Source organism: Hymenobacter sp. BRD128, from assembly GCF_013256625.1.
Classification (GTDB): domain Bacteria; phylum Bacteroidota; class Bacteroidia; order Cytophagales; family Hymenobacteraceae; genus Hymenobacter.
Window position 1 is genome coordinate 45,044 of sequence record NZ_CP053909.1, and the last position, 13,003, is coordinate 58,046.

The following is a 13,003-nucleotide window of genomic DNA, read 5'->3' on the forward strand; positions in this document are numbered from 1 at the left end:
GCCGGTAACATGCCAAGGCTATTGTATACAAGAACCAGGCTGACATGGGCTATAGGTATCCCCGGCATCATCGCCGTTGGCATATACCCAGTGTTGCGTCACAGAAGAGGATTCCTGGCCATTTACTACGCCACAAGATTGGCAAACGGGATTGCTACTTGCTTGAGCTTGCTCCCACTGATTATTCCGTAATCGATACGGGATGCTACTGTCCGTAAACGGACAAGGCGGTGGCGTACAGCTAACGGAGCCCCCATTACTTTCCCATTTACTAGGAGTAGAAGGATTATTTAAGGGGTTTACATCTACTACCTGCCGCTCCTCATAGCCCGTATAGTTGCCTTGGCCATCCAGTACGCACCGATAAGTTGTGGTCACCCACGTTGGAAAAAGCAAACGCGCGTAATTAAAGTTGTATTCCTTGACCAGTTTTTCTGCTGTGTTTCCAGTACCCGAGGCATCGAGTGTCTCCTGGTACACCCGCTTCAAGCGTCCGGTAGGTGTATACTCGTAATGGGTGAACAAATTATCATTGTCCAGACTGTAAAGCAAGCGGTTAGAGCGCGGGTCATATACCCGGCTGGTCACGGTAGACGTCAGCGGAGCTACTCGGAAATCATCAAAGTTGGCGGCGGCAGTCCCGTCATTGGCACACCCGAATTCAATGGTCTGCCCACTGGCGGAAGCAGGGACTGTAACCAGTAGCGAGAGCAAGTACCACGCGCCGGCCTTTTTAGTCGTGACACTGGTGAGGGAGCTTTCGGCCAAACGGCTCCCGTTAAGGGAAGCATACAGCTTACCGCCGGTTGCATTGGCATTAGCCCACGCGCTCACGCGGTAGGTTTTACCAAGGAGCATATCCCGACCCGCTTGGGCCCGGTAAACAAAGCCTTTTTGCCCACCGTTTAATTGGAGACTGTAAAAACCCGTGTGGGTGGGCGCTGACACGACCGTCCCGTCCGCCGCAATGACTTCTCCGCCGAAGTGCGTGGCCCCGGCTACCGGGAGCTGGTCTTCGGCGCCGGAGTAGGCGACCTCCGTGTAGCGCGCATTGCTGGCCGAAGCAATCAATTGCGTCTGGTTGTAGCCCGTTTTCTGCGCGGCATAATTGCCGTTCACATCGCGCGCTTCTAGCGCATGGGAATAGTGGTCATAGCGAACGCTCTCCCCGGTCTTTACCCAGCGGCTGTCGGGAGTTCCCGTCCAGCTGAAGGGCGTAAAATTCTTAAAGGAGCCATCCGTGTCCAGTACCGGCGACTGCCAGGTATAGGTAGCAGCCTGGCGCCACACCGGCTGCTGTCCCGCTACATCCTGGTAGGCCCCACTCGCATCAGCTTCGCGGTAATTCGTCCAGTTGTTCTGCCAGGTTTGCACGCCGGCCGAGAGCACGTGTGACGTCGCGGGATTGAGAGGATTGAGCGGGTCATAAGTAGGCCCGCCCGGCACTTCGGCATAGGTATAGGCGGCTCCCATTTGAGCTAGCATGTGCTTGTTGGCGGGGTTGTCTCCTTTGGCGCCCATGCCCTCATTGCCGGGCAAGGTATAGGCCGGAACGTTACGGGTGTGGAGAATTTTACCCAACGAATTCGTAAAGGCGGTTTCCAGTAGCTGACCCGTCAAAAAATCATAGAGTACGTTGCTATTGCTGATGCTCAAATTATTGCGCGTGCTGCGCGAGGCAGTTAGGACTGCGGGCACGTACTCCTTGGTAGAACGCTGGACTCGATACATCCCACTAATGCGCTCCGTATTTAGGACGCCTTCCGTATAATGGCCTTGCCCGCTGATATTATCGGCATTGGGGACCGTGGCGGCATAAGTAAAGTCCGTGCTTAACTCCCGTTCTCCCCGGCGGTTATATATCTCTATTTTTTGGGGCTGACCAATCTTGCCTACGTCTACCGTCGTCCGGGTACTGGCCGACAAGGAAGAGAAGATGGTGGGGGTATTATAACTATTCTGCCCCGGGTTGATTGGCTTCCAGTCCGCCGGAATAGCTTCTTGCACCATGGTGGAGACCGGCGTGTAGAAAGAGTAGACCTCCCGCGTTTCAAAGTCCCTGTCATCATTATTGCGAAACAAGCCGCGCAGTACGGAAATATGGCTGTATAAAACGGGGGTGTTGGGGTAGTCAAACACCTCATCCATCGGATGGTCAAAGCGCCCGAGAAACGTCGGCTCCTTAGCCAGCACCCCCGTGCTGTTATACCATACGGCATTCGTATTGTCCGTATTAGGCACCTTGTATTTATACCGTACCTGATAGGCATTAGCCCCCTCTTTCGTCGTAATGGCAGCTACCCGAATGTCTCCCCCCGGTACGTTATTCGGAATAGCCAGGTCAAAATCAGCTCCTATGGGAGTCGGGCCGTTCGAGCAATTAGGGAGCCCCCTCAACTGGGGGCTAAAGCCTGTTTGCAGGGTGATTTGCGTAGTGCTTACGCTGGCTACATAAAAGGGGGCGTGTTGGTAGAAGCGGTTAGCTGGGGTGGGCACATTGTTGTTATAATAGGGGTCACTCGGGGGATTGCAGTCATTGTATTTAGCCGTGCCGGTTAAGTAAATAAGTTGGCCGGGTTTAATAAGATCCGATAGATTACTTCCCGTGCCCGACGTATAGCTACGTGTCAAGGTAGAGGAGCAGTCGGTATTGCTAAAGTGAAGTTTAGTTGTGCCGTATTCGGATACGTGAGCGTATTGGTCGCGCTCGTACTGTATCTCGGTGGTACCGCCTAGCGGACTTGTAATAGTCGTCAGCGACCAAGGTGCACTATAGCCATAAGCTACTGGTTTATGACTACTTACGTTTGCGATGCCATCCGGCTGATACATGCCAAAGGCATCCCATTTTTCCTTTCCATAAGCTGGATTCGTGGCGTAAGTATCGTAGCTGGTTGACTCGTAGCCAAATACAAAATCTGGTGTGATTTTCGTCGGTACATCGTTGATCGTCGGCCCGAAGAAGGATACGCTTTTGAGCGTGAGCTTACCGCCCCGGTTAGCCGCCATTGCAGCTTCCGTCATGGCTGGCAGGGAAGCGGGTTGGCCGCTCTGGCACTGGAAGGAATTCGGCGTATTCCGGCACAGGTCGTAGCTGTAGTTGAAGTGAATACGCTTTAACGCATTGCCATTCAAAAATTTGCTGATGCGGCTGTCGGCTGCTACATCGTGCACATCCAACACCGTACTCATATCATCGCCGGCGCCGGCCATCGGGTCGTCGGCGTAAGTGCCGAGGCTCGAGCCGGTACTGTTAGTTAGGGCGGGCACGGACGCCGGGTCGCCGGCTGCGCGGATGCCGTCGGTTGTCTGCAGTTTAGTCAGCGTCGCGTTATCCAATAGTACAATTTCATCCAGACGGAGGGAGGAGGCGGGCTGGTTTTCGTCAATCCCCAGATTAGAAGCAGGCGAAGACGTCGCCGTTACGCCGGGCTGGAAGTGGCCCCGGCCGTCCTGCCGGACGCTTTTAATGAACAGGGCCGTGTGGGTCCGGGTAGAAACCGAATTTAGGTAGTAGGTTTCTTTATAGCCTTCCGTGAAGGTGCGGTTGGTAATGGTCGGACTTTCGTCGGAGTAGGACGTGCCGATATAGGGCTGCCGCCACTTGTAGCGGGAGGAGAATTTGCCGTACTCAAACTTCACCCAACCACCCCAGTCGGCGGCATCCACCGTACCCGAATTATTGCGGTCGATATAATCGGCCGAGGTGATTGCCGTTAGCAGCCAGGCCGTGGCCTGGCCGCCGGAGGGATTGGTCGCCGAGCTGATACCCGTACGACGCGTCATTTTGCCCGGGTCGCCAATTTCGGGGGAGACTTCGTTCGACTCCGCGTAAGTTTGGTATTGGTAAACGGGAAGGGAATAGTGGTACGTAGTGCCATCTTCTCCTGTCACCTCGAAGGCCCCAATTCCACTGGGCGGCGCCACGGCGCGAAAGGCATTATTGGTGGCACTGCCATTCGCCAGGGTAGTGGCGCTGGGCTGCGCAAACTCTAGGAAGCCGTTGCCATTGCCAGTGGTAGAGGAGGTATAAAAGCTTTGAATCTCGGCGTTGCTGTACCAGGTGACCTGCTTCCCCGTTACCAGGTGGGGAGTATTCCCGTCGTATAAGCCCTTGCGGGCGGGCTTGGTGCGCGCGCTCAGCAGGCTGGGGTCTGTAATAACCAAGTCTCCCTGGCTGGAATTGAGGGTGAACCCGGTCGGCTCATCCGTGCCAGTGGGCGTATATTGGTGGTAGTCATAGCCGTTGGCCAGACTGTTTTCGTAGCGGAATCCCACCTTGGTATCCAGGAACGGAATGGCCATGTGCTTGTAGTGGGGCAGAATCGGGGTAGGGGTACTGCCACCGTAGTATTCCTGCACGACATTGGTTTCCGGTTTCGGGTAGGCTACGCTCCCCACATCCAGGCGATACGGGCGGATAGTGCCGGACACGGCCTCCCCATCACGCTGAAATAATCATGGGCGATGCTGATTGGTCTACGACTCGCATCATAATTATACTGCGCATCTTGTCCAGCAGGGTCAAAATTATCACTCTGATTAGCCGATGTCTTGAATGGCAACAGCTTATTCCGGATGGTAGCATCCTGGTAAATATCTCCAGCCGTTTCGCTGAACGTGTTTCCACTCCCATCCATCGTACGGGAGTAAGCAAACAGCTTCGCCGTGGAGGCGATAGCTGCCCCCGCACCGTACCGGACTGGAGGGGGGCTGTCATAATTGTAGGGATTATAGGAGGTAAGTTGTGGCGTATCAACGGTATTCTGGCTCATTTTGCCAAAATAGAGCGAGCCAAAGGCATTCTCGGTACTGTTGTTATTGAAGAAATTCCAGTAATTATCGCCCCACACGTGGCTTTGCACGTCACGCGTCGGACTGTTATTATAGCCAATCGCGCCACCGAGATGACCTAAGCCAATGGCACTCTTCGCGAGTCCTAATACAGCATTTTTGCCAGCATCAATCCCGATGTTTGTAGCAATAGTTGCTACGGAACCTCCTCCAAGGGTAGCAATAGTGTAAGCTGCCATGGCCATGCGCACGGGGTCGGCACTAAAACCTTTGCCAGCCGTGTAACCGATGCCTACCAGGTCACCCCGGTTGATGCCATCCTCATTCCAGCCGACGCTGGCTAGGCCAATCAAATCGACGGACCCGTTGTGGCCCGTGATGGAGTTCCAGCCTAGGTTGACGATGCCGGCGAAGGAACTGGTCCAGCCCCGGTCAATCTTTTTGTAAAAAGTGGATTGGGTTGGCTCGTTGTTGGCGTCGTCAGCGTAGCCGTTAACACTGCGGGCAATCGCCCCGGCATTGAGCGACCAGCCTAGCCCCACCCAGGAGGCCTCCTGCTCCAGCTGAATACCGGCCTTGTAGGTCAAGGGCAGCGAGAAGCTGCGCTCCGGGCCGGGAATGTCTAGCACCGGAAGGCTATAGGTGAAATCGCCAGTGACGAGGTTTACCAGGTCAGTGGCACCGGGGGCTTCGTAGCTCGTGAACTCGGGCTGGCTCGGGCCCATCATGGCCAGGCTGACGGAGGGGAAGAACAGGCTGCTGAGGGTTTGCAGGAGCAGGTAGCAGGCCGTAGCCCGCGCCAGGCGGCGATTGCGAAACAGCATAAGGAACGGGTAAGGGTCGCGCGATACGGGTACTAGGATTAGTCGAACTGGAGGGCGGGCAACGCGGCTAAGTCGTGACCGGCAAAGGGGAAGCGGAGGGTGCCCAGCCCCAGACGCTGGCCGCGCAGGGTGAAGTGAAAGCCTTGCTGGGGCGTAAGCTGATGGGTGTCAAAGACGAGCAGCAGCGTGCTATGGCCGGTAGTTCCGTATTGCCGCACGTACATGCTCGCGGCGGCCGGTACTGAGTCGTGCGGCGTAGTGGCGAGGAAGGCATCAGCGGCAATGCCGGTGTTGAGGTAGGTAAGTGCTTGCTGGTAAGCAGCGGGGTCGTTGACGAACTGGTTCTCAATCTCGCCGCCGTTGCGGGCCAGTGTGAGGGTGCAGTAGGTTTTGCCGGCGTAGGCGCGGGCCAGTGAATCATGGGTAGCGGGGCTAGCGGCCGGTATACTGGCTAGGTCTTGCAACACGAGCAGTTCCGTAGGACGGTAGGTGCAGGTAATAGTGGCGCCGTTTACTTCGGTGGTGTGCGTCAGGCCATGTGCCGGGTCGGCGAGGTAGGCCTGATAGGCGGCGGGGGTCAAAGGAGCCGCACAGCTGCCTAGCACCAGACTCAGGCTACTGACTAGCCCAGCGACACGCGGAGCAAAGCGGGTGCAGGATAAGGTGGGGAGCATACTAGTGGGCAGCGGTGGGATGCTGTCGGTCGTATTGGGCGTTAAGGCCTTTCAGCACGTCCTCTGTGATATCGGTACCCTCGGCAGCGTACACAATGTTGCCACTCTCAGTAGCCCCTAGGATGAAGGTGTAGCCTTTCTCTTTGCCGTACTGTTTGAGGTACGCATTTATCTCAGCGAGCACGGCCTGGGTCAGGCGCTGGTTTTCCTGTTGGGCCTGCTGCTGAATAGCGTCGCGATAGTGTATAAGCTGCTGCTCCTTAGCTACGCGAGCAGTAACAAGTGCCTTGTTTAGATTTTGTAATTCTGTGTTGAGCGAGTCGGCTCGTCTCTGCCAATCTTGGGACTTTATTTTAAAAAGTTCGCGTTGAGCTATGGCTCCGTGGTAGCCCTGCAATAGCTTATTTGGGTTTATATAAGTCACGTTGACACTTTTGCAGCCAGGAATAGTAATCAGCATTAATAAACTAAGACACGCTATTTTATTATACTTATTTTTCATGATTTTTACTTTAAAAATAAAGTATTTCTTCTGCTTTACTCATGTTGTAATGATATGATAGCACTTCACTAGGACTGAACCTTACAACGTGATGTATATACACTCTAAATCTTGTTATCTCATTTCTGAATAAAAATAATTCATTTCTGCAAAGGTGCAATTTCCAGATTGAGTTGTATATATTATTATTATTATTTATATTATGACCAAAAAGCATTTCCTCTTCACGCCAATAATCTTCAGAATAAAAATCCTTATACACAACGCACTGCTTGTATTTTGAATAACCATAAAGGTCGGTTTTTTTATTCAAAAACTTTAAAGTTGTTTTGCTTTCTTTACTGTCAAATGACCAAGAGCGTGCCAGCAAATTGTGAGTTAGCTGAGCATTATCTAAATCAAAACTTTTCTGCAATTTCCTTAAATAAATATTTACTCCATTCAACGATAATGATAAAATGCCTTCAGAATCAATACTGGTTGGACATGCATGCCCATCTAGTATTATTTTACCTTCTGAAATGCGATAGCGATGGCTGCTAGATTCTGAGGTCATTAAATTTTCGATGTAAAGAATATCCTCATCGAAAAAATCTAGAATCAATGGGCTAGGCCCATTCCCTATCCCAGTATGCATATAATGTGAATCCCTAACGGACATCCACTTACCATTAACATTTGTCAAATACATGTTAATTAGGATATATAGGTGGAACTATTGGCAGATTAGGGTATCGTCCTGTGATAGGAGAGCTCACTCTGGCTCCAGGGTACGTTGATTTTAATACACTTGTCATACTTTTAACAAATGCCTTAACTCTTGTTGCGTCTACTACCCGTGGGCCCCATAACCTAGAGTTTTGGTTTGTCGTGTAAGCAGCGAAATCGGCAGCATTCGCAAAAATTTGTCTGGCATTAAAATTAGTCACCATTATATTGCCTCTTGATGGCAAGACAATTGGGGCCTCTACTTCCAAGTTAAAGGTTGTAGTCTGTACTTTTAATTTAGGAAAAAATCCTCCTGATAAGTACCATTCTTCTCGCCATAATGTTAATCCAACAATACCCACTGCCCTCACGCCAGGTATTACTTCTTGAAAAGCAAAAGTAGCCGGCATAATACCTTTCCCTATAGGCAGCTTAGGTAGAGATGATGAATTATTGGTGCTTGCAAGTAAATTACTGCCCTCATTAGCAACTGCTCCTAAACCACCACGGATAAAACTGCCACCTGTATTTGATGACAAGTGAATCCCAGAGAAAGGATTACTCCATTCTACCCCAATAGTAAGCGAATTTAGATGGTGAGGCACAGATTCCCGAGCATCTATCTTTGGACCTAATGCACCTCCTGCTAAGAAGCCCGCACTGGCTCCAATTGCTGCACCTTTCCAAAAACTTCCTCCATTAGCACTAGAGATGATGCCACCTGCACCGGCTCCAACCAATGTTCCTATAGCTGCTCCGCCCCATGACCAACCGCCATCAGGGTCCACGCTAGAAATAGGATTATTACCCATACCAGCATAAGGCGAAATAAATTGCCCTTTGGGGTCAGTATTCAGCCAGCGCCCAACCCGGCTATTATACAAACGCAATTCAAAGCTCTCAAAGCCCGTCAAGCTGTCGTGCTCGGCATACTGCCCCTGGAAGCCGTAGCGATAACGGCGATTGCCCACCATATAGCTCAGGCCCGGCAGTGGCGCCCCAAAGGCATACTGGTGCTGCTCCTGCACAATAAGTCCTCCGGTCTGCTCCACCCGCAGGTTGTCGAAGTACACGGCCTCCCCTGTGCCCGAGGTGCCCGCCATCACTTCGATGGTGCCCGCTTGGGGAATGCGTACGCCTGTTTGCAAGTATTCCCACTTACCCGTGCCGAGCAGGTAGTCTACGCCAGCCAGGGGGTAGCCCTGGGCATCCAGCATTGGTTGGCCTTGGGCATCGAGCACGCGGTATTTTATCCAGCCCTCCAGGGAAGTGGCCCCCAGACTAGCCGGCGAGTTGTCTTGGCCCAGCGTGAAGCCGATACCCGCCGCCAGCAGCGAAAGCCAGTTGGGCGAGTTCGTTTGGTAGGTCGTGGGCTGCCCCTCGGCGCCGCGCTGCGAGAGCGGGTTAAGGCCCGTGGCGGCCCCGGCCAGGATATAGGGCGTGGCACTGGTGCCCCCGGCAGCGGCATTCTGCTTCCACTGCCCCAGGGCCGAAAAGGTGATGGTATCACCTTGGCTCACCTGCAGCACCCGTTTCAATTCCTGCCCCGCCGGCTGCGAATCCGTCAGGCGGGCTACGTAGTCGCCACTCGGGGCGCCACTCACCGCCACCCGGTACAGGTTATCGTTAAGGAAGGCCGCCCGGTTGGGCACGCCGCTCAGCTCCATCGTCTCGACATCGACGGTGGTGGTGGGCCGGTGAAACACGACGCGCGCATCGCCCAAGTGGTCGGTGAGCTCGTAGCGGTAGTCGTCGAGGCCAGCGGCCGTACCGTCGTTGAGGTGGGTGAGAGAGCCCAGGCGGCCAGATCCGTAGAGCGGCACTTCGTTGCGCTGCGCCGGCGCCGTAGGTGTCGCCTGCTCATAAAGGGCCAGCAGGTTGCCGGCCAAGTCGCGCACGTAGGTCGTGACGTGGGCCGGGGCGCCCGAAGCCGGGTACACCGTCTGGCGCACGCGGAAGCCGCGGTCATCGTAGGCATATTGCACCACCGGCTGGGTGTGGGCGGCATCGAGGTAGACGCCGGTAGTTTTACCCGTCACATCGTAGGTGAGGTAGCTTTGTCCTTTCTCGTCGCGCTGCCTAATGAGCTGGCCTAACTCGTCGTAGTCATAGTCAAGTACAGTCGTCCCACTGGCGCTGCCGGTATGCACTTCCTTCAGCTGGTTGGTATTAGGCTTGTAGCTGTAGCTGAAGTCATCCGCCACGTTGCCCTTTTGGTCGGTGCGGCGCAACGACAAGATGTTGCCGTTGGCATCGTAACTCAGGTTGCCTTCCTGCAACGCATTGGCCGAGGTGGGGTTGAGCAGGTAATTGTTACTGTTTTTCTGCCAATCCCACTTGCCGTATTGCGAGTTTTGGAGCTGGCTTTTCTCGTCATAGGTATAGGCCACGCGGTGAATGCCCGCGCTAGCTCCCGTGCGCCAGGCCGCGCCCTGGATAGTGCCGTCGTAGCGAGTGGGCACGCTCACGCCACCCGTGATGGGTAGCGGCGCATCGATGGCCTTGCTGCGGTAGTCGCCGCTGAAGTAGTCCAACGTGAGAGCAAACAGGTCCTTGTAGACGCCAGTCGTGGTCGGCGCATCGTGGCCCGGTTCTAGGCTCTGGTTGACGTGGTTGATAGCCTTGAGCGCGCCCTGCAGGGTGTACGTGTAGTCTACTCCTTGCAGGTTACCGGCCACCTGCACCCGCTTGAGCGGACCGTGCAGGTAGTAGCTATACACTGCCTGCAAGGTCTGCGTGGTGCCATCAGTACCGGTGTACACCATAGTCAGGCGCTGAGCCGGGTCATAGCTGTAGTAGTGGTAGAAGCTATCCGCCTGCCCTTTCTGGTAAGCCACTTGCAGCACGTTGCCGCTGAAATCGTACTGGTAGTCCAGCGTCTTCACGCCCACCCCGGTAATATCCTGCACCACCCATGTTATCCGGCCCAGCTCGTCATAGCTGTACCAGGTCGACACGTTGTCGTTCTGCGTCTTGGCGACCGCCCCGACTACGAATTCCTGGTGGCGGCCATTGAGTTGGCTGTCGTTGCCCTGGCTGCCAGCCGTCCCATCAAAGGGTAGGTCGTACCACACCTGGTTGCGCTGGGCACACTGGCTTACGTCTACCCCCCCACTGCGGGTGCGGTCTTCCAGCAGGCTGGGCTGCAACACGCTGTTAGCTGCTGGACTCGTCGTTAGGTAATTCTCGAATACAAGGTTGCCGGGGGTATACTCGCCTGACTCCACTATCCGACCTACCTCATCATAGTTAGAGTAGGAGAAACGGCCCGTTGGCCGTTGCAAGGCACTCTGTGAGAAGCGAATGCGCCCATCCTGGGCGTACACATAGTCAGTGTGCCCCTCATCGTTGCTTTCCGTAGCCAAGAGCCGGCTGCTAGTATCGTAGGTATTGCGGGTCGTGAAGACCGGTTGCGTAACACTCGTACCCAGCCCGGCGGGCGTGACATCCAGGCCCTTGGGCGCGAGTGTGGCGATGACGCGGCCCGCATCATCATAGTAGGTGTAGCTGAAGTTGCCATAATGCGCCTCATAATAGACGCGTTGTGTACCCGTCACGGAGACGAAGCGATAGAAGCCCGGATTCAGCGTGAGGTGCTGCTCGGGGCCGCCCCCGCCGTTGCTGGCTTAATGGGGTAACTAGTTGTGTCGTTGGTGAGCAGATTTACCACGAGCACGCGCCCGCCGCCCGTGTAGGACGCATCCATCGTAAACTTGACGTCCTGCGGCCCGGCTGCTGGCAGGTGTATATCCTGGTAAATCGGCGCGTTAGGGTCAGACGAGTTCGTCGGACCTTCCGCGCTGATATACCCATCAACTGGCAGGGCCGGATACTGTGGTCCACTCAGACAGGAAATAATGGCTTGGCCTTCCTTGTTGGTCACCACAATACTTTCGCGGCCATCAGCATTCACGCTTACCGACTTGCTGCCCTCATACTCCAGCGAGGTCAGCGAGCTTCCCGGCACAAACTGCGGACGTAAGCTCAGGTAGCTGTCAAACTCCTTGCGCAGGGGGAAGTCGCGGCCTTTGGCCTCGCGCCCCTTGCCCATGCGCAACTCGTCCCCCGGCCCGGCGGCGCGCCGGGTGCCGCCGAGCGGTCCTTCGTACGGCTCGACCAGGCTATAGGGGTAGCTGGTGATGGGCGTGAGCGGCTCTGCTGCATTAAGCTGGCTGAAGTAATAGCCCAGGGTTCCCGGGTCCGTGGCATCGACCGGCGTGGGATTGCTGGCTAGTCCATCTTCAAAGTTACCCGGCCCGTAGTTCTGGCCCCCCGCCGTTACAAAGCCTTCTTTGTAATTGAAGCTTTGATTATTGATGGGGGCCGCTAAAGTTTGTAGCACCGGCTGGCCGCCGGTGTTATACACCGTTTGCGCGGCAAAGACTTGCTGGGTGGCTGCATTGCGGGCCTGGGCCTGCGTGGGCCGGCCCAGGCCATCCGTGAACTGCCTGCTGGCCTCCACCTCGTTGCCGTTGCCATCGAAGCTGCGCTCCGTCGTCCAGTTGAGTTCGCTATTGTCGCTCGGGTTATTCAGCGGCAGCGTGCTGGTCACGGTGAACGTAGCCTGGTAATTGGCGCCGTAACGGCCGTCGTAATTCGTAAAGAGCTGCCCGCCGTAGCTGCCCTGTGCCTGCAAGTACACTTCCAGCACATAGGTGCCCGGTTGCGCGGCAATTGACAGCAAATCAATGCCGGCGGCCACCTGGGTCCATTCTTTATTGCCCGCGTCACCATCCTGGCCGGCGCGCAGGTAAGGTAGATCAAGCGAGGAAAACAGCCCTGGAGTCGTACCGGTCAGGTATACCCGGTACAGCAGTTGCGCGCCCTGCATGTTCACCCCATTGTGCTGGTAGGTATTCACCTCGCCGCCCTCCAGCACCAGGCGCCCGCCTGTGGCCCGGGTGAACGAACCTAGATTGGCCCCCTGATACTGGTAGTTGGACGTCGAGAGGTTCGTGTAGTAGTACGTATTAACCGTCGAGCTACCCGCTTGCAGGATAACGAAGTCCTTGTAAAGGCCCGAATCAGCGTAGACCCGATACGGTAGCACCATGCTGACCAGCACCAACACGACTAGCCACGCGCCGTGAGCGTGCTTGTAGCCTGCCGCAAGGCAGCCAGTGAGCCAGTGGCGTACCGTGCTGCGCACCACTCTTGGTGCGGCCAGTTTAGGGAACCGATTAAGGGACGTGCGGAGGTATAACTGCGCCATAAGCAGCAGGTAAAAAGTGTGGAAAAGGGAACAGTTGGAAGCAAGTACTTGGAATCCAAGCCAGTTGCTAACTATTTGTGCCTAGCAGGTACGCACAGACCTGCTTCGCTAGCAGTTAGATTAAGCGAACCAAGTACTTGGAGAACTTAAAAAAAGGACGGGGCGGAGGATGCTCGGAATGGGAAGGGCATAGGACAATAATGCTTGCTATCCCCTAAGGATAGTAAGACCGGCTGATGCAACCCAGAATAAGTAGAGCGGAGGAAGGTAGTGCGATACCAGTGGGAAA

7 protein-coding genes are annotated in these 13,003 nt (G+C 55.0%); all 7 read right to left on the reverse strand.

Annotated features, from left to right (window positions below; genetic code table 11):
- Positions 1 to 18: 18 nt before the first annotated feature.
- Positions 19 to 4,434: a hypothetical protein gene (locus tag GKZ68_RS20625; protein WP_173118685.1), complete on the reverse strand. Its 4,416-nt coding sequence runs from the start codon at positions 4,432 to 4,434 to the stop codon at positions 19 to 21.
- Positions 4,389 to 5,618, reverse strand: a complete 1,230-nt coding sequence (locus GKZ68_RS20630; protein ID WP_173118687.1) for a hypothetical protein — start codon at positions 5,616 to 5,618, stop codon at positions 4,389 to 4,391. The genes GKZ68_RS20625 and GKZ68_RS20630 overlap by 46 nt, the downstream gene beginning before the upstream one ends.
- Positions 5,619 to 5,656: 38 nt before the next feature.
- A complete protein-coding gene (locus GKZ68_RS20635) occupies positions 5,657 to 6,199 on the reverse strand; it encodes a hypothetical protein (protein ID WP_173118689.1) in 543 nt (180 codons plus the stop codon).
- 94 nt (positions 6,200 to 6,293) lie between these two features.
- Positions 6,294 to 6,794 (reverse strand): OmpH family outer membrane protein, encoded by a 501-nt coding sequence (locus tag GKZ68_RS20640; protein WP_173118691.1) that lies wholly within the window; start codon positions 6,792 to 6,794, stop codon positions 6,294 to 6,296.
- A gap of 10 nt (positions 6,795 to 6,804) precedes the next feature.
- Positions 6,805 to 7,350: a hypothetical protein gene (locus GKZ68_RS20645; RefSeq protein WP_173118693.1), complete on the reverse strand. Its 546-nt coding sequence runs from the start codon at positions 7,348 to 7,350 to the stop codon at positions 6,805 to 6,807.
- Between the two features lie 136 nt (positions 7,351 to 7,486).
- Positions 7,487 to 11,059, reverse strand: coding sequence for an RHS repeat protein (locus GKZ68_RS20650; RefSeq protein WP_173118695.1), 3,573 nt, complete (start codon positions 11,057 to 11,059; stop codon positions 7,487 to 7,489).
- Positions 11,060 to 11,085: 26 nt separating this feature from the next.
- On the reverse strand, positions 11,086 to 12,714 hold the full coding sequence (locus GKZ68_RS20655) for a hypothetical protein (protein WP_173118697.1): 1,629 nt from the start codon (positions 12,712 to 12,714) through the stop codon (positions 11,086 to 11,088).
- Positions 12,715 to 13,003 lie beyond the last annotated feature (289 nt).

Bases quoted from the DNA above. Each gene is read 5' to 3' on its own strand.
- GKZ68_RS20655 (WP_173118697.1), bottom strand. From the start codon at position 12,714: ATGGCGCAGTTATACCTCCGCACGTCCCTTAATCGGTTCCCTAAACTG.
- GKZ68_RS20645 (WP_173118693.1), bottom strand. From the start codon at position 7,350: ATGACCTCAGAATCTAGCAGCCATCGCTATCGCATTTCAGAAGGTAAA.
- GKZ68_RS20630 (WP_173118687.1), bottom strand. From the start codon at position 5,618: ATGCTGTTTCGCAATCGCCGCCTGGCGCGGGCTACGGCCTGCTACCTG.
- GKZ68_RS20640 (WP_173118691.1), bottom strand. From the start codon at position 6,794: ATGAAAAATAAGTATAATAAAATAGCGTGTCTTAGTTTATTAATGCTG.